This is a genomic window from Ruegeria sp. (genome assembly GCF_028066395.1).
Taxonomy (GTDB): domain Bacteria; phylum Pseudomonadota; class Alphaproteobacteria; order Rhodobacterales; family Rhodobacteraceae; genus Ruegeria.
On record NZ_JALCBM010000008.1, the window covers coordinates 35,479 to 54,113 of the forward strand.

The following is an 18,635-nucleotide window of genomic DNA, read 5'->3' on the forward strand; positions in this document are numbered from 1 at the left end:
CCAAGCAACTTCAAGTTACCGTCGCGGTCATCGACGGTTCCATCGTCAACGCACAACTCACCGGCCCCATATGTCGTTTCCCAGTCACCCGGCCCTTCGCGAACTTCGATCCTTTTTAGGTTTTGGTCAGAATCGACGATGTCATAGATTAGAGTCGTCATACCCACTCCTTCAGCCACCCTTCTCGTCACGCGTGATTGCGCTCTCCGAAGCCACGCGAGCTACTTTGAAGGGCGCCTCGCACTGGAAAACAATTGTTCCACAGTTGGGAGAGTATCGCACGGGATTCTTTTGCAAGCAATTCTCACATCAGGAATTCAATGCATACTGACCCTAGCTCAATCGAGTGGGTACTTGCTTGCACGGACGTCGGATAGACAATCGGTGACTACAACAAGCGAAGGTAGTTCACTATGAAATTTTTGGTCAACATTCTCGATCCCAGTGATAAAAGGGGAACGAAAATAAAAAGTTTTTGGTGTGCGGATAGGTAATGTCAGTTGGAGCGCCACAGTGTGGAACGGCACATAATGTGACATTTATTGACGCCGAGTTGCCATTTCCCGGCGTCAAACCTGCAACTTTCCTAGCAAATTTTTGCGTGTTCCATTGTTTAAGGCGGAAAGCAGCCGTTCGTTGCACCAACGAGTAGTTTTGTGACGCTATTCAAAGCTGAAGGAGATTCGGGGGATCAGGCCACAGTCAAGGAGTTGACTCCCATCATACCATACCGCGTTTTCCAATGCTACAAACCCAGAAACGCAAACGAGTTTAAGGTGAAGGCGATACATGAAGCTTGAATTTCATCACATCAATTTCGTGGCCGACGATGTGGATCGCATGCACGAATTTTATACCAACGTACTGGGTCTGGACGATATCCCTCAGCAGAACTTCCCACGAACCGAGGCCAATGCGGAAACCGGCTATGATGGCAAGATACGCTTTGCCACCGAAGGCAGCATGCAGATGCACCTGGCCGAGCGTGCCTTCGACGTCGCATTCCGAAACGGCAAGGTCATCAACCCGGTCGAGCGTGGTCATATCGCCTTTCGCACCGATGACCTTGCGGGCTTTCTTAAGCTGCTGGATGAAAAGGGCATCCCCTATTCAGATTACGGCACGGCCTTTGCAAAGGAATGGCATCAGGTGTTCTTTCACGATCCCGAAGGCAATGTGATTGAGGTCCACCAGCAGGTGACTGCGCAGTCAGATTCTGCAACGTGATGAGCGTAAACCAACACTCGCGAGGTTGGGTAGGAGACCGGGGAAACTTGCAGACACCTTAACGACGTCAGAGAGGCTCGGGTCGAAAATTTCAGACTTCGTTTGATAGGTTCCGCCCAGTAGAAACCGGCGCAAAAGCCTGCTTGCGCAGGCTTGCCTCCGGCGGAGGTATTTTTGAACAGAAGAAGAAATGATTCCTTAACCAGAACCGTAGATCGTGGCCGTGCGGTACAGGCGGAGGCGCCGATGACCGCAACAGGAGAAGGCCCCCTGCCACAAGCGGGGGGCTGGATCTTTTTCACATCCCTGGTTTCTTCTGTTTGAAAATACCTCCGCCGGAGGCATGTGCCGCCACAGGCGGCGCATTTCTTGCGCGCCGCCTGCGGAACCGGGTACGTTAACCGTCCTTGCGGATGGTCTCGTTCTTCGGATCATAGGGGCTGTCGCAGGTTACGACCGCATCCCACAGCTTGTCCTGCATTTTGACCTGCAGCTTAGTGCCTTCGACCGCCAATTCGGGTTTGACGTAGCCCATACCGATGGATTTCTCGAACGCCACCGAGTAACCGCCCGAAGTCAGACGACCCACGCGTTCACCTTCTGGCGTATACAGTACCTCGCGGCCCCATGGATCGGCATCGTCCGGACCGTCGATCAGCAAGGTGCAGCATTTGACGCGCACACCGGTCTCTTCCAGCTTGGCCTTGCCGTAGAAATCCTTGGACAGGTCGACAAAACGCGGCAGGTCGGCCTCAAGCGGGGTCGCATCGCGACCTAATTCAGTGCCGAAGGCGCGATAGGATTTCTCCTGACGCAGCCAGTTCTGGGCGCGGGCACCGACCAGTTTCATGCCGTGGCTCTCGCCGGCTTTCTCCAGCAGGTCGAACAGGTAGTTCTGCATCTCGATCGGGTGATGCAGTTCCCAGCCCAGCTCACCGGTATAGGCCACGCGGATCGCGTTGACCGGGCACATTCCCAGTTCGATCTGACGGGCCGACAGCCACGGGAAACGCTTGTTGGACAGGGCGGTTTCCGGATCGGCGTCCTTGATGACCTCTTTCAGAACGTCACGCGACTTGGGTCCGGCGATTGCGAAGACGCCCCACTGGGTGGTTACATCCTGGATCTCGATATACCCGAACTCCTCCATCTTGTCCTCGGCCGCCTTGCGCAGATAGTCGGCGTCGTACTCGGTCCAGGCACCGGCGGAGACGATGTAGTAGTTGTTCTCGCCGTTACGGACGATGGTGTATTCGGTGCGGGTGGTACCATGCGAGGTCAGCGCGTAGGTCAGGTTGATACGACCGACCTTGGGCAGCTTGTTGCAGGTGAACCAATCCAGGAACTGGGTGGCACCGGGGCCTTTGACGACATGCTTGGTGAAGGCCGAGGCGTCGATCAGGCCAACGCCTTCGCGGATCGCTTTCGCCTCTTCAACGGCGTATTGCCACCAGCCGCCACGGCGGAAGCTGCGGCTTTCCTTGTCGAAATTGTCCGGCGCATCCAGCGGGCCGAAATAGTTCGGACGTTCCCAGCCGTTGACCCAGCCGAACTGAGCACCGCGCGCTTTCTGGCGGTCATAGGCCGGAACAGTTCGCAGCGGGCGGCAGGCTTCGCGCTCTTCATCCGGATGGTGCAGGATATAGACATGCTCATAGCATTCTTCGTTCTTGCGGGCCGCGAACTCGGTAGTCATCCAGTTGGATGAGTACCGCTTGGGGTCCAGCGAGGCCATGTCGATCTCGGCCTCGCCATCCACCATCATCTGCGCCAGATAGTAGCCGGTGCCGCCTGCGGCGGTGATGCCGAAGCTGAAGCCTTCGGCCAGCCACATGTTACGCAGGCCCGGAGCCGGGCCAACCAGCGGGTTGCCATCGGGGGTGTAGCAGATTGGGCCGTTGAAATCGTCCTTCAGGCCGGAGTCGGCGCAGGAGGGCACACGTTCGGCCATCGCCATGTACTGACCCGCGATCCGGTCAAGATCCAGCGGGAACAGATCGGCGCGGAAGCTGTCCGGCACGCCATGTTCGAACTGCGCGGGTGCGCCATGTTCATAGATACCCAGAATCCAGCCGCCGCGTTCCTCACGCGCATAGGATTCGTTGTCGGCATCACGGACAACGGGGTGTTCCGGGTTGCCCGCCTCGCGCCATTTGACCAGCTCGGGGTCTTTGTCCATGACGATGAAGGTGTGTTCAACCGGGATCGCGGGCATCTTGATGCCCAGCATCTTGGCGGTGCGCTGCGCGTGGTTGCCCGATGCGGTCACGACATGCTCGGCGGTGATCACCACCTGCTCGTCCGACGGAACAAGGTTGCCACCCTTCTCGACCATCTTGGTGCAGGTGACTTCCCAATGGGTGCCGTTCCAGTGGAACGCATCGGCTTGCATCTTGCGGACGATGTCGACGCCGCGCTGACGGGCACCCTTGGCCATCGCCTGAGTCACATCGGCGGGGTTAATATAGCCGTCCTCGGTGTGATAGATCGCGCCCTTCAGGTCCGAGGTTTCGATCAACGGCCAGCGCTCCTTGATCTGATCCGGGGTCAGCCATTCATAAGCGACATCGCAGGTCTCGGCGGTGGACGCGTAGAGCATATATTCGTCCATGCGGTCCTGCGTCTGCGCCATGCGGAGGTTGCCCACCACGGCGAAACCCGCATTCAGGCCGGTTTCTTCCTCAAGCGTCTTGTAGAAATCGACCGAGTACTTGTGAATATGCGTCGTCGCATAGGACATGTTGAACAGCGGCAGCAGGCCCGCCGCGTGCCAGGTGGAACCGGAGGTCAGCTCATCCCGCTCGATCAGCATCACATCGTCCCAGCCTGCCTTGGCCAGGTGATAGGCAATCGAGGTTCCGACGGCACCACCGCCGACGACCAGTGCTTTGGCTTGGGTTTTCATGTCCGGACGACTCCGCTTGAATTCAGTTGGCACCATATGGCGCAAATCGGCGGGATCACGCGACATTCATCCGACCAGTGATATAAGAAAAACGACCCGCAGGGGCTGCGGGTCGTCAATTTGGGGAATTACCGGGTCAATTACCGACCGAACAGCGCTTGCTGCTGCCGATAGAAGAGCAGGAGGAACTGCCACCGCCCTTGCGCACCCGAACTTCGGTTGGGGCTGGTTCTTCCTCACTGGCAGAGGTCGCCCCGAACTTGGGCAGCATAGCCAGCAATGTGCCGATGACCCCTTTGGTTTCAGACGGGGTGTCCAAGCTGGCCTCTTGCTGGTCGGTCTGCAGCAAAAGTTCTTGCGCGCGACCGTAACCCACCTGCATCAGGTTCTGGTTTTCAAACACCTCTCCGCCGGTGATATTCAGCATGCCTTCAGTATTGAAACCTGAACTGGCCAGCGTGTTGACCATCACTGCACCCATATCCAGGTTTTCGATCTTGTCCTGCGAAATCTTGTCCTGCGCCCGTTGCATCTCGCGGTAGAGGTCATTCATCCTGTCGGCCGTTTCCGGCTGCTGATCCAGTGCGACCGCAACACCTTGTCCCACAGCGGGCGAGGGATGGGCGAGCAACGCATTGAGCCCTGCGTAATCCACCGCGGTCAAAAGCTGGCGAATCGAGGCATCGCTCGCCTTGCCGTGCAGTCGCAGCACAACCTCTTCATCAAACCCGATACGCCCGGTGATCCTCCGGTACTCTGCTGCGTTCGGTTGCCCAAGCAAATCGCCGGTCTCTTCTGCAAAGGCGACGCCGTCGATAACAGCAAAGCCTTCGCTGACTTTCATGGCGTTCGTGAACGCGGCCTGTCGTCCAAGGGCCAGACCGGCCAATGTGTTGCGCGCCGATTTTGGTTTCAGCGAGATATCGAACCAGAGGATTTCAGTCCCGTTTGCGAAAACATACCCGGTCTCATTCAGCTTGCGCAGGGCCGCTTCCCGACCTCCATTTGCCAGACGGGCAAGCTCGACCGGATTGCTGATCGAGCTGATCAGGGGTGTCGGGCCATAATCCGACAAGACGGTCGATACCGCTTGGGCGTCTGTGTCATCGATTGCATACCGGCTCCACCCGTCCGGCGCGTTGGGAATGTAAGATTTGGCGCCAGCCTTCCAGCGGTCTTGCCGTTCACGCTCGGCCTTTTCAGCGACCTTTTCCTGCTGGCGTTCGCTGAAGCGTGACCTGATCGTGTCGATATAGCCTTCTGCCGACAGGATGCCTTCGTGTTTTTTGTCCTGCTGGTAGTAGTCGAGACCGGCAATAACAATCATCGCGACCAGCGCGAAGCCCAGGAACCGCAACGCGTCCATAATAAACCTCGGAATCAATATTCTGCTCTGAGCAGAATGATCACATGAAATTGAGGCGTCGGTATGGCTGGAAAGGGCAGAAGGTTTGGTTGAATTCAGGGCAGGATCTTGCCCGGGTTCATGATGTTGTCGGGGTCCAGCGCTGCCTTGATCGCGGACATATACCGTGTCGCCGCACCCAGTTCGCGTTCCAGATAGGGCCGTTTGCCTTGGCCGATGCCGTGCTCACCGGTGCAGGTGCCCTCCATCGAGATTGCCAGATCGTTCAGCCAGCCAACAAAGGTTTCGGCCTTGGCGACCTCATCCGCGTCGTCCATGTCGATCAGCAGCAGCGAGTGGAAATTGCCATCGCCCACATGCCCCACCATCGGCGCCAGCAGGCCCAGTTCGACGGCCTTGTTCTGCGTCCGGGTCACGCAGTCCGCAAGGCACGAGATCGGGACGCAGACATCGGTTGATATCCCCCGTGCACCGGGGCGCAGTTGCAGGCAGGCCCAATACATGTCGTGCCGCGCCTGCCACAGCTTGTTGCGTTCTTCGGTGGTCGAGGTGGCAGCGAAATCGGTGCCGCCGAATTCGCCGGCGATCTGACCAAAGGTTTCGGCCTGTTCCGCCGCACCACTTTCCGAGCCGTGGAATTCCAGCAACAGCAGCGGGGTTTCCGGCAAGCTTAGCCCGGAATAGGCGTTGGCGGCACGGACGGACATGTCGTCCAGCAGTTCGATCCGGGCGACGGGAATGCCGTATTGGATCGTCATCATCACCGCCTGACAGGCCGCATCGACCGTCGGAAAAGAACACCGGGCCGAGGTGATTGCCTCGGGGATGCCCTGCAGGCGTAGGGTCAGCTCGGTGATGATGCCCAACGTCCCCTCAGCCCCGATCAGCAGGCGGGTCAGGTCGTATCCGGCCGAGGATTTTTTCGCCCTCTGCCCGGTGCGGATGATCTGACCATCGGGCATCACCGCCTCAAGGCTCAGCACATTGTCCTTCATCGTGCCATAGCGCACCGCATTGGTGCCCGAGGCCCGCGTCGCCGCCATCCCACCGAGCGAGGCATTGGCCCCGGGGTCAATAGGGAAGAACAGGCCCTGATCGCGCAGATGAGTGTTCAGATCTTCGCGCGTGACACCGGGTTGCACGACGCAATCCAGATCACCCGCATGAACCGCCAGCACCTTGTTCATCTGCATCAGATCGACCGAGACCCCCCCCGCGGGCGCATTCACATGCCCTTCCAGCGAGGTGCCGGTGCCAAAGGGGATGACCGGCACCTTGTGGGCGGCGCAGGTCCGCACGATCTCGGCCACTTCGTCGGTTGAATGAGGGAAGACCACGGCGTCGGGGCTTTGGTTATCGATCCAGGTGGTCGTATGACCATGCTGTTCCCGGATCGCCGCGCTGGTTTGCAGCCGATCCCCAAAGCGCTGTTTCAGGATACCGATGGCAGTTTCGATCCCGGCCTCGTTTCTTGGCAAAGTCGTCGCCTGCACCATGGTCTGTCCTTCCCCGGCTTGCCCCGATAGGGGCCTTTCAGCCCATGACTAAAAGGCCCGTCCGGTCGGGGCAAGGGTTGCGTCAGTCTCCCAGCGCAATCCCCTCACGCCGATGGTCGGCTGCGCCTTTCAGAACCTCTCCGATCTCGATGGCGTGCAGGCCTGAGGTCAGATCGCGCGGATTGACCTCGAACCCCATGGCGATCAGCGCGTCGGAATGGCCCTCAGCAGCGGTGTCGAGTTCAAGGTCATAGGTGCCGAATCGGTTGACCAGATGTGGCAGCATGACCGCCTCCTGAATGTTCATGCCCCAATCGGCCCAGGCGATGATCGACTTGGCCACATAGCCAATGATCCGGCTGCCGCCCGGCGAGCCAATGGCCAGAACCGGAACCCCGTCCTGCAACACAATCGTCGGGCTCATGGATGAACGCGGGCGCTTGCCAGGCTCCAACCGGTTGGCAATCGGCACGCCATCCGAATGGGTCCGGAACGAGAAATCTGTCAGCTCATTGTTCAGCAGGAAACCGTTGGTCATGAGGCGCGAGCCAAAACCATTCTCGATGGTCGTGGTCATCGACAGCACATTGCCATAGGCATCCACGATTGAGATATGCGAGGTCGAGGGCAATTCCAGCGACACATCATCCGCCCAATTCGAGGCATGGTCGAACTCGGGGTTGCCGGGGGCGATATCAACCAATGCGCCGCCCTCGGACAGCAGCGACCCGCGCTGCGCCAGATAGTCCGGGTCAACCAAGCCTTCGGTGGGCATCGGGACAAAATCGCTGTCGGCCATGTAGCGCCCCCGATCCGCGAAAGCCAGGCGCGAGGCATCGCCGATCAACCGCCACGCCTCGGGGCTGTCCGGTCCCATCGCAGGCAGGTCATAGCCCTGCACCATGCCCAAAATCTGCCCCACGGTCAGCGCACCCGAGGAAGGGGGACCCATGCCGCAAACCTCATAAGCGCGATAAGCGGCGCAAACCGGTTCCCTCTCGATCACCTGATAAAGCGCCAGATCGGTGACGGACAACACGCCGGGATTGCCGGGCGCGGTACGGACTGTGTTGACGATCCCTGCTGCGATATCCCCACCATAGAACCCTGCCGACCCCTCGGTCGCCAGCGTTCGCAGGGTTTCGGCATAGGCCGGATTGGTCAAGCGCTGCCCCTGCGCCAACGGCTGACCGTCGGGCAGGAAATACGCCGCCGTTGCGGGAAATCGCGACAGGCGCTCGGCGTCCCGTTCGACCAGACCGGCAAGGCGGGGCGAGACCAGAAAGCCCTCATCCGCCAGTTGGATACCATCGACAAACAACGACGGCCACGGGCTGCGGCCCCAGCGGCGGTGTGCTTCTTCAAGCAGCGCGGGAGTGCCGGGTGTGCCCACGGACAAACCGCCGACCACGGCATCGAAGAATTTCAGCGGCTCGCCATTTTCGTCCTGAAACAGCCTAGGCGTTGCCTCCAGCGGCGCTGTTTCCCGCCCGTCCAGCGTGGTCAGAGTTTCACTCGCCGCATCATACCAGACCAGAAACGCACCGCCGCCCAGGCCCGAAGATTGCGGCTCAACCAGACCCAGAACCACCTGCACCGCAACCATCGCATCCGCCGCCGAGCCCCCGGCACGCAACACACGCGCGCCAGCCTCGACCGCCAGCGGGTTTGCAGCGGCAACCATCCAGTTTTCAGCTTCGACCGGGACGCCATTCGCCTTCGCCTCCAAGGCGGCGATGACCTGATCGGTCAGGCCCTGAACCTGCCCCTCGGTTGGGGCTTCTGGCGATACGGCATCTGCGGTTTCCTGCGCCAGCGCGGGCGTGGCGGCAATCGCCGTGGTCAGTAAAATTCCTGAAATCCAATTGGCACGCATGTGCTCCTCCCTCTCTCAATAACGTCAAACATGGCCTGCCCGCACGGCAAGACCAAAGGCTCGCGCCGACAGGATGGTAGAATTCGTCACGGGACCGGTGGTCATACGACCGCCGGACATAGCTATAGCATCGCGGGCACGACCTGATCCGGCGGACGGTGACCGTCCTCGAAGGTCTTGATATTGATAATGACTTTCTCACCCATCTCGATCCGCCCTTCCAGCGTGGCCGAGCCCATATGCGGCAACAGCACCACATTCGGCAACTGCCGCAGGCGAGGGTTCACATCCGTCCCATGTTCGTACACATCCAGCCCGGCACCCGCGATCTCTCCGGCGCGGATCATGCGTGTCAGGGCGTTTTCGTCGATCACCTCACCCCGCGAGGTGTTCACGATCACCGCCGAAGGCTTCATCAGCTTCAACCGCCGCGCGTTCATCAGATGAAACGTCGAAGGCGTTGAGGGGCAATTGACCGAGATCACATCCATCCGCGCAACCATCTGGTCCAGGCTTTCCCAATAGGTCGCCTCCAACTCCTCTTCAATCTCGGGGCGCAGCCTGCGGCGGTTGTGGTAATGCACCTGCATGCCAAAGGCGCTGGCGCGGCGGGCAACGGCCTGCCCGATCCGACCCATCCCGAGGATACCCAGACGGCGACCTCCGACCCGACCACCCAGCAGTGCCGTGGGGGCCCAGCCAGACCAGTCGCCCTTCTGCATCACGCCCATGCCTTCGGGCAGGCGCCGTGTGACCGCCAGGATCAGCGACATGGTCATATCCGCCGTGTCATCCGTCAGCACACCGGGCGTGTTCGAGACCAGAATGCCCCGCTGCCGGGCCGTCTGAACATCAATGTTGTCGACCCCGGCCCCGTAATTGGCAATCAGGCGCAGATTGTCCCCGGCCTGGCCCAGAATACCCGCATCAATCGTGTCGGTGATGGTGGGCACCAGCACATCCGCCTCTTTCACGGCGTCCACAAGATCTTCGCGCGACATCGGCGTATCATTGTCGCGCAGGCGCACATCGAAAAGCTCGCTCAGCCGAGTTTCGACGGCTTCGGGCAACCGTCGCGTAACGACAACACTCAGACGTTCTCTTGGCACCTCAGCCCTCCTACCGCTTTGCAAACAGCCGCGCGCCATGTCATCGTGGCGCAGGATCAGGCGGGGCACAAGAACCCCAATGACATAGACTCAACCTTTTTTCGAAACACGATCAACAGGCATAAGAGCAGGCAGGCAGTGAGTGCTATTTTTTCGGTGAAACGCCAGGTTTTGGCGCTGTTGCTGGCGTTTGTGGTCACCTGTGGACCGCTGGCGGCCGCCGCGCAGGACGCGCGCGGGCCGGTGACGCACCTGCCGCTGCCGCGTTACGTCTCGATGAAAGCGGCCGAGGGCAATGTCCGCCGCGGCCCATCCCTGACCCATCGAATCGACTGGGTCTTCAAACGCCGCGGCATGCCCCTGCAGATCACCGCCGAATACGGCAACTGGCGCAAGGTTCAGGATCGGGACGGCGCAGGCGGTTGGGTCCACTATGCCCTGTTGTCCGGCGTACGCACCGTGCTGGTCGAGCCCGAATTGCTGCCGGTCTACGCCACCCCAAATCCCGATGCCCAGATCAACGCGCATTTCGAGGCCGGGGTCGTCGCCCGTCTGGGCAGTTGCACCCCGGACTGGTGCCGAATCTCGGCGGGCGGCTACAAGGGGTGGACGCTGAAATCCAACCTTTGGGGGGTCGAGCCGTCCGAAATCCGCGAATAGCATACGGTTTTGTATCGAGGCGCAGACCTTTTCGACATGCTTAAGACGTTCACTCTGACAGCCCGGATATAGCTACGGAAACGCGCCCTGAATTATTTGCAAGGTGGGGTGATTTTTTGTCCAAAAACCTCTTGAACCCGGAAAGCAACAGTCGTAGACAGCCGCTCACCGTTGGGGTGTAGCCAAGTGGTAAGGCAGCGGTTTTTGGTACCGTGTATCGTAGGTTCGAATCCTACCACCCCAGCCATGATTTTCCCTTTGTGCCGTCCAGCTTGAATTTGGATTTATCCAGCTAGAACACGCAATTCGTCCAAGCAAAATTTAGACTTCGCAACACTTTAGTCTATTGGCGCAGAACAAACCCTCTCGGCTGCCCTGACACATAAACTGAACCGCCCCGGGTTTACCGGAGAGTAAAACAAACGGGCAACCTCAACCTTTAATCCCAAATCGGTACGATGCTCGCCTCAATCTCGACACAAAAGCGGGCAATATCGGAAACGAATTGTTTCCAAGTATCACTTGTCGAGAATTGGGCTCATGAAGAACGAAACCATCTTTGTCGCGGATGTTTTGATTTGGACCAGTGCCATTGTGTCCAGTTGGATCACAGCAGACCACATGAGCCCCAGCGCGGTTTCGACCAAAGGGATCGTCCTGACCGCATCGTTGTTACTTGCTAACCTCCAACTATTTTCGCCGATAGTAACATGACCCAACCCTGGCTTTCTGTGATTATGCCGATCTTCAATGGTCAGGCGACACTGGAAACTGCGCTTTCCTCTCTTGCCGGACAATGCGAAGGGCTTGAGATTATCGCCGTGGATCAAGGTTCGACAGACGGTAGCCGAGAAATCCTGGAAGCCGCACAAGCCCGGTTTCCGCTTCAAATCATCGACAACCCCAACGGTCGCTCGTGGACAGAGAACACGAACTTTGGCCTGCGTCAGGCGCGCGCGCCGCTGGTCACAATGCTGCACCAAGACGATATCTGGTTGCCAGGACGTGCGGCGCTGCTGAAAGACATGAGTACCCGGTTTCACGAAGTCGACATCTGGGTACACGGAGCGGACCTTATAGACTCGCAGGGGAAAACCGTTGGGCAGATGTGCCCGCCTTTTGGGGACACACCGCGCGTTCTGTTTCCCGACGAGGCTCTTTCCCATCTGATCGTGCAAAACACCGTGGCTTTGCCGGCGGTCATGTTCCGACGCGACATTGTGTTGGATCGCGGGGGTCTGGATGAAACGCTTTGGTACACAGCAGATTGGGACCTTTGGCTAAGATTGTCGCGGAATGGATTGGCATGGAATCCCAGACACGCATCTGCATTTCGAATTCATGCGAAGTCCTTAACCATGACCGGATCGCGTGACTTGCAATCCTTCAAACGTCAACTGGAGATACCGCTTGACCGGCATTTGGCGGAGTTGCCGGATCAATTAACGACGCGGGCGCGCAAACGCGCGGAGGCCGCCAACGCGCTCAACGTTTGTCTGGCGGGTCTGCATCATCGTGATCTGCGTGGACTTGGCGCTGCCCTTCGTGCGGCACTCTTGCTTGGTCCATTCGAATGGCGCGGTTTTCTAAGATCCACACAGATTGTGCAAAGACTGACACCTCGGCTCAAGCTGGCAATGCAAAGAGGAGCGTGACATGACGGCGTTCACGCAGATACAGTCCTCCGGTCTCAGCCAGGAACAAAACCTTTCGCGTGCGATCAGCCTGTTCGTGTTTGCGAAAATCGCGATCCTGTTTGTGCTGGCGGTCAATACCCGCTTTGTGATGGACGAGTTCTGGCACTTTACCCAACCGGTTTATCTTTTCGATGGTATCTTTGAGACGATCTGGCCCAAGAAAGCCGTCGGGTACGTTGTGTTCTACGAGCTTTCTCATCTGATTGGCTGGGATGCCACGTCGATGCTGATGGTTGGTCGGCTGACCACGGCTGGTCTGGCGGTGGCGTTGCTCTGGGGTATCTACAAATGCGCCCTCACGCTGAGTCATGAGCGCCTGACAGCGATCCTGGCTGTGGCCCTCTTGCTGACCTTTTCCAACTTTATCGAACGTGGGTTTCGCCTCAGATCCGAACCGCTTGCTACGTTGTTTGCGGTTATGGCGGTGTTGGTTGTGGTCCGATATCAAGCTGACCGTGCTAAAACTCTGATATTGGCTGGCCTGTTGAGCGGGCTTGCCTTTGTGACAACGCAAAAATCAGTCTATTTCAACTTCGCTCTGGGAGCGGCATTGGTGGTCGATGCACTTTGCATGTTGTCCATCACACGCGCGATCAAACGCGGAGTGCTCCTTCTTCTGGGTTGGGCCATTGCCATTGCACTTTATGGTGTTTTGCTAGGCGGCTCTGCGATGCCGCAGGTTCTGGAGGTGCTCTTCCTCGGACCTGCCGAACTGGCACTAAATGGCGGCAGCTACTACGACGGGCTGGACGCATATGTGTGGCAGACGCTTTTTCGCAACCCGTTGCAATATGGATTGGTTGCCTTTGGGCTTATTTTGTCTGCCAAACGGATTTTGAAACTCGACTGTGCCGAACGTATTTTTCTTGTCTTTACGGTTCTGCTGGCCGGGCTGATTTTCTTTCACAATCAGACATGGCCCTATGTTTTCACCATGGTTTTACCGTTTTTAGCGGTCTACGCAGCGTTGGCGGCGACCTATCTTCTGCACCATTCGGAAAGATGGTCTTCTATCATACCCGGGCTCCTGTTGGTTATCGCCGTGCAGAGCATTGTGCGGAATGTGCAGTATCTGGACCATGACAACCGCGCGCAATTGGTGGTTGTCCAACAGGCCGAAGCGCAGCTGGCGGAAAACGATACCTATTTCGATGGAATTGGCATGATCCCCAGCCGTCGAATGGAGCCCCGACTTTGGCTCGATGCCCAAGCCGTGCTCAAGACCAAAGGGGAAGGGCAGAACTCCACCCTTTATAGCGCATTGCTTGAGGCTGAACCTGACCTTGTGATTCCCAGCTATCGCACAGACAATCTGGGGCCTGAATTCAACTCCATACTCAAGTCGGAATATGGTTCGCTATCGCCGCACATCTTGCTGCCGCTGGAAACCAATCCGGACCTTTCACGATCGAAGAGTCAGCGTTTACCACTCTTCAAAGGCATCTACTCGTACTAAAGGACACGTCGCTTCAAAGGGGCCTGTCGCCGCCCGCCAAATCAATGCATCTATCAGCAGAAAGATCGCAGTCATGAAGAAAGCCATTTCAAATCAAAGACATCTACAACGGTCGCGGCCCTTTGTGGGTCTTTTTTGCAACGTGAATGGTTTATCGCAGCAGGCAGTTTTGCGCGGTCATAGTCACTGGCGTACATACTGCTTGAAAGAGCATCAGTAGTTTCCGAGTATCAATAAGGCCGATTTAGTATGCGTATTGCAGTCGTCATTCCCTGTTTCAAGGTTACGCGCCACATCGAAGATGTGATCGCACGTATTGGACCCGAAGTAGAGTTCATATTTGCGGTTGATGATGCCTGCCCGGATGGCTCTGGCGACCACATCGAGAAGACGACAAAGGACCCGCGGGTCAAGGTCTTGAGGCATACGTCGAATACCGGCGTTGGCGGTGCGGTTATCACTGGATATCGGGCGGCACTGGAAGCTGGTGCAGAAATTCTGGTGAAGGTCGACGGTGACGGGCAAATGGCACCCGAACTGTTACCGCAATTTGTTCAGCCAATCGAAGTGGGAGAGGCTGATTACGCAAAGGGAAACCGCTTTTATTCCGGCTCTGCCGTAAGTGATATGCCACGCGTCAGGCTGTTTGGAAACGCGTTTCTCAGCTTCATAACCAAGCTGTCCAGCGGATATTGGAGTATCTTTGACCCAACCAACGGCTACACCGCGATCCACTCCCGCGCGTTGGCCTCCATAGATCTGGACAAGGTTGCCCAGAGGTATTTTTTTGAAAGCGACATGCTCATTCGTCTCGGGGATCTGCGGGCCGTCGTGGTGGATATTCCCATGCGTGCAGTCTACGCAGATGAAGTCAGCGGGTTACGGATCGGTAAAGTTGTAGGTGATTTTCTTTGGCGCCATATCACTGCAACGTTGAAGCGAGTCATCTACATGTACTTTTTACGGGATTTTTCGCTTGCGTCCCTAAACCTTCTGTTTGGTCTCATCCTGTTGACCTTTGGTGTCATTTTCGGAGCCGTGGCTTGGTCAGAATCCATCATAACCGGGGTTCCTGCTGCGACTGGAACGGTAATGCTGTCGGCCTTGCCCATCGTTCTGGGATTCCAAATGCTTTTGTTCTTTGCAAGCTATGATATTGCGTCCGAGCCCAAAGTCCCAATTCAACGCCTTCGGTTCAATTCCCACATCCCAACTCGGACCGACAAGCGCGCCAAGTCAGACAATTAGAAGCATGGTGATTGATCGGAGTTTAGCCGCGTGCTTTGCGATTTTTTGCGCCGCACTGTGGATCGGCGTGCTGACTCCGCCATTCCAGTCACCCGATGAATTCGATCACATCGAGCGCGCGTATCTGCTCTCCAAAGGGCAGCTGTTTCTGGAGTCTCCTGCCGGGCATGCGTCCGGAGGATATGTGGATACAGGTTTGATTGAATACATGTCGTATTTCACGGCATTACCCCATCAATCCGAGGTTCAGATTTCTTCTGAAGAATTGAATGCTGCGAAAGAAATTCAGTGGTCCGGTCAGGGCGCCTATGAAACATTACCTGGGACGGGATACTATTTTCCTCTCATCTATTTGCCTCAAGCGATAGCACTCTCTGTCGGAGAGCTTTTGGGTCAAAGTGTGGATTCAAGCTATAAACTCGCACGTGGTTTTTCGCTTGGCGTGGGAACACTACTTTTATTTGCAGCATTTCGAACCACAGCACCGCCTGCTTTGGTCATCGCGCTTCTGTTCCTGCCGATGACACTGTTTCAGGCCGCGTCCGCAAGTATCGATTTTTTGTCTACTGCGATGCTGCTTCTGATAACTGCTCTCTACTTCGATATGATGAAAGAAAAAGAGCAACCTGGGCTCAGGACCCTATTTGCCATGTCAGCCCTTATATTCTTGCTGGCGGGATGCCGTTTGCACATGGCCCCACTTGTATTATTTCCATTCACGCTTGGCGTGCGCTTTCGAAACGCCCATGCAATTCTTCTTTTTGTCATTTTATGCATAGCGATCATTCTGTGGTACGGCTTTGCGTTAACCACGACCGAGGATATGCGGGTAAATTTGGGGGCAACACCATCTCAGATTATCCAGTACTATCTGCACAATCCGCTGCAATTTCTTGATGCACTTTGGGCTACTCTTTCTGACGGAAAGCACACCCTTTATTATCTACATTCTTTCCTTGGAATTCTGGGATGGTTAGATGTTCCATTTACATCGCTGACATATACCATACTTTACACTTTTATTTTGCTGATACTGCTATTGGCGATACTTCAGGGAAGAATTAATGATAAATTTATTTCTCTTGCGGTGATAGTCTCTGCGTTCAGCGCGGTCTTCATTGTCTTCTTCTCATTACTCGTAACCTGGACCCCTCATCCTGCGTCAACAATATTGGGCGTCCAAGGCCGTTACTTTTTGCTGCCTTGCTTATTGCTGGTCAGTTTGTTTGAAACCGGGAAAACGGTCGAAGGTCGTGCAAGAAAGCTTCAAACGACAGAGAACTTTCTGTTGATCCTCCTGTTTTCGTTCTCGGTCTTCGCAACGGCGGACGCTTTGGAGGCGCGGTATTTTCTTGCGGATGAGCTATGAAAATGTTCGACAGAGTGCAGGTTGTGGACGTGAAAAATTATGTCGAAATACCTGATCGGTCGACATATGAGGCGAATTGGCCGGAAAACTATTGCGCCTCAAATCACGGGTTGGGCTTACGTGGGTATATCTTGCGGGCAACGCACAATTTGTTGGAAAAGACCGTGATCTATGACCTACACCAAATCGTCACGTTTCATTTTCCTGAAAGTCGTGTGATGTGGTTTTCAACGCGTGCGGCAGTTCCGGACGTGATTTACGGAGTCAATTGTTTTGAGTGATGCATCGAACACCACGACTCGCGGAAAACGCATTCGCTGGATGCTTGCCGGACTTTTGTCAGGTTTGGCGCTACTGGTTGTTCTGCTACAGGCAAGCGGTGCCACTCCGTCGGGAATACTGCGCACGCTTGGCGCTATACATTGGCCGTTTTATGCATTGATCATGGCAGGGCAGAGCGTAATGGTCCTCATTGCCGCCTTGAAATGGCGAATAGTGCTGTCTGAAACACTAAATTACAAAGCCATCTCTCTTGGGGCGGCGACTTCGGCCACGGCGACTGGTACTCTTTTAGGGCAGGTGCTCTCTATCCAGATCAGCGTCCCGATTGTCCGCGCCTGGGTTGCGAGAAAGTATGGCATTGGCGCGCACGCCGCTGCTGGCACATCGCTGTTTGAACAATCCCTAGAGCTTTTGACACTGGGGTTGGCGGCCTTGACTGGCGTTTTGCTCGTAACGTTTGGCCCTGTTGTTGCAGGGATTGTTATGTTGGCACTGCTTTTGGTTTGGGTGCCTATTTTGAAGCCGACACTCAGATTCAGTTCACAGGCGGTTCGGGCAATCGGCAAATTTCTCAGAATTGGATCGGCCACTACGATACTGGCTGATGGCTTGAATCAAGCGGCAGATCAAAGCCCCGCAGTTCTACAAAAACTCATCGGCCTAAGCGTATTGCGGTATGCTCTGATTGCAGTTTTCAACGTCGGTATCGTTATGATGCTTTTGCCTGGTCTTGATCCACTGCCACTTTTCGTTGCTTATCCTCTGATCTTGCTTCTTTCTTCTGTCCCATTTTTACCCGCTGGGCTGGGTGTGGCAGAGGTAACGTGGACCAGTGCTTTGCTCCTTCAAGGTATTGATGCAGCCACTGCAGCAGAAACCGCGGTTTCTTTGCGAATTGTTTCATTCGGTGGGTTCCTATTGGCTTACCCGTTTCTCTTGTTGATGGGGCGCAAAACACGACAGTAGCTGCTTTGGCAGGTTGTTGACTGCACATTGGCGCAGACGTTGGCAAATCGCTACCATCGAGCACGTTTCCTTGTGTAGTCAGACAAAAGCCAGAAGCCGCCGTCTATGCCGAGCACCTGAATCTGGTTTGATGTGCCCTCCTGAAGTTCAGGAGTTTGCAACAGCCCCGACGCCTCAGCCACTACCAAGCCAGTGGGTTCAGAGCGTTGTCAATCAGTTCCAGTGCCAAAAGCTAACCGACATTGATTGAACCAATTTTTAGCTCGGAAACACCAGTGACCAAAGAAACCTATATTTCTTCGACCGAGATCACCCCGTCCAGCGACTTGATCGCGCCCTTGATCTGCGGGTTGATCGGGAAGGGTTGGCCCAGGTCCATCTCGACCTCACCGGGCAGGCCGGGGTCCATCAGGCATAGCTGGATTGGGCCTTTCGCAGCGCCCTTGGCCACGCCTGCGGCGTCCTCCAGCACGGTGGCGACTGTGGACAGAACCTGCGGCTCCTGCACGAAAACCCGCAGACCGGTCGCGCCAGCCTCGGCCACAACGGCATCCACGGGGCCAACGGACCGGCCCAGCAGTTTCAGCTGATCGGCTTCCATCGTCGCCTCGGCGGTCAGGACCACCTGCGCGCCGGTTTCCAGAAACGCGCGGCTTTTCTCCAGTGTTTCGGAAAACAGCGTGACCTCATAGGCCCCCGACGGGTCCGAGAGCTGGGCGAAAGCAAACCGGTTGCCACGCGCCGACTTGCGTTCCTGACGACCTGCGACGACCCCAGCCATCTTGGCAATAAACGGGCCAGAGCGCGCCTTTTCCGTCACCTCATCCAACGTCAGCACCTGTTTGCGCCGCAACGCGGGCATGTAGTCGTCCAGCGGGTGGCCCGAGAGATAAAAGCCGATGGCCTTGAATTCCTCGCTCAGGCGTTCGGCGGGCAGCCAATCAGGCGAAGGCGACAGGCGCGGTTCGGGCAGGTCAT

Annotated in this window: 12 protein-coding genes, 1 tRNA gene and 1 pseudogene; 8 read left to right on the forward strand and 6 right to left on the reverse strand. The window is 56.7% G+C overall.

What is annotated here, in order from left to right; translation table 11 throughout:
- Positions 1–789: 789 nt before the first annotated feature.
- A complete protein-coding gene (locus MPJ51_RS04585) occupies positions 790–1,227 on the forward strand; it encodes a VOC family protein (protein ID WP_298382436.1) in 438 nt (145 codons plus the stop codon).
- A 397-nt stretch (positions 1,228–1,624) separates the two neighbouring features.
- Here MPJ51_RS04585 and MPJ51_RS04590 read toward each other — a convergent pair whose 3' ends face one another.
- The 5 genes from MPJ51_RS04590 to MPJ51_RS04610 form a co-directional block, all read right to left on the reverse strand.
- Entirely contained in the window at positions 1,625–4,132 is a 2,508-nt protein-coding gene (locus tag MPJ51_RS04590; protein WP_298382439.1) for an FAD-dependent oxidoreductase, read from the reverse strand.
- A 136-nt stretch (positions 4,133–4,268) separates the two neighbouring features.
- Positions 4,269–5,498, reverse strand: a complete 1,230-nt coding sequence (locus tag MPJ51_RS04595; protein ID WP_298382442.1) for a hypothetical protein — start codon at positions 5,496–5,498, stop codon at positions 4,269–4,271.
- 95 nt (positions 5,499–5,593) lie between these two features.
- Positions 5,594–6,994: an FAD-linked oxidase C-terminal domain-containing protein gene (locus tag MPJ51_RS04600; RefSeq protein ID WP_298382444.1), complete on the reverse strand. Its 1,401-nt coding sequence runs from the start codon at positions 6,992–6,994 to the stop codon at positions 5,594–5,596.
- An 82-nt stretch (positions 6,995–7,076) separates the two neighbouring features.
- Positions 7,077–8,870 (reverse strand): gamma-glutamyltransferase, encoded by a 1,794-nt coding sequence (gene ggt / locus MPJ51_RS04605; protein WP_298382446.1) that lies wholly within the window; start codon positions 8,868–8,870, stop codon positions 7,077–7,079.
- 122 nt (positions 8,871–8,992) lie between these two features.
- On the reverse strand, positions 8,993–9,979 hold the full coding sequence (locus MPJ51_RS04610; RefSeq protein WP_298382449.1) for a D-glycerate dehydrogenase: 987 nt from the start codon (positions 9,977–9,979) through the stop codon (positions 8,993–8,995).
- 177 nt (positions 9,980–10,156) lie between these two features.
- Between MPJ51_RS04610 and MPJ51_RS04615 the strand changes: the two genes are divergently transcribed.
- The 7 genes from MPJ51_RS04615 (at position 10,157) to MPJ51_RS04645 (ending at position 17,657) form a co-directional block, all read left to right on the forward strand.
- The gene (locus MPJ51_RS04615; protein WP_298382546.1) at positions 10,157–10,639 is read left to right on the forward strand and encodes an SH3 domain-containing protein; all 483 of its coding nucleotides are present in this window, start codon (positions 10,157–10,159) and stop codon (positions 10,637–10,639) included.
- Between the two features lie 172 nt (positions 10,640–10,811).
- Positions 10,812–10,886 (forward strand) — tRNA-Gln (locus tag MPJ51_RS04620).
- A gap of 463 nt (positions 10,887–11,349) precedes the next feature.
- On the forward strand, positions 11,350–12,294 hold the full coding sequence (locus MPJ51_RS04625; protein ID WP_298382451.1) for a glycosyltransferase: 945 nt from the start codon (positions 11,350–11,352) through the stop codon (positions 12,292–12,294).
- A gap of 1 nt (position 12,295) precedes the next feature.
- The gene (locus tag MPJ51_RS04630) at positions 12,296–13,792 is read left to right on the forward strand and encodes a hypothetical protein (RefSeq protein ID WP_298382452.1); all 1,497 of its coding nucleotides are present in this window, start codon (positions 12,296–12,298) and stop codon (positions 13,790–13,792) included.
- A gap of 249 nt (positions 13,793–14,041) precedes the next feature.
- On the forward strand, positions 14,042–15,040 hold the full coding sequence (locus MPJ51_RS04635; RefSeq protein WP_298382454.1) for a glycosyltransferase family 2 protein: 999 nt from the start codon (positions 14,042–14,044) through the stop codon (positions 15,038–15,040).
- 4 nt (positions 15,041–15,044) lie between these two features.
- Positions 15,045–16,409, forward strand: a complete 1,365-nt coding sequence (locus MPJ51_RS04640; protein ID WP_298382456.1) for a DUF2142 domain-containing protein — start codon at positions 15,045–15,047, stop codon at positions 16,407–16,409.
- Between the two features lie 273 nt (positions 16,410–16,682).
- The gene (locus tag MPJ51_RS04645; RefSeq protein ID WP_298382458.1) at positions 16,683–17,657 is read left to right on the forward strand and encodes a lysylphosphatidylglycerol synthase domain-containing protein; all 975 of its coding nucleotides are present in this window, start codon (positions 16,683–16,685) and stop codon (positions 17,655–17,657) included.
- A 289-nt stretch (positions 17,658–17,946) separates the two neighbouring features.
- Here MPJ51_RS04645 and MPJ51_RS04650 read toward each other — a convergent pair.
- Positions 17,947–18,635, reverse strand: a pseudogene (locus MPJ51_RS04650) (DNA polymerase III subunit alpha); the annotation flags it as partial.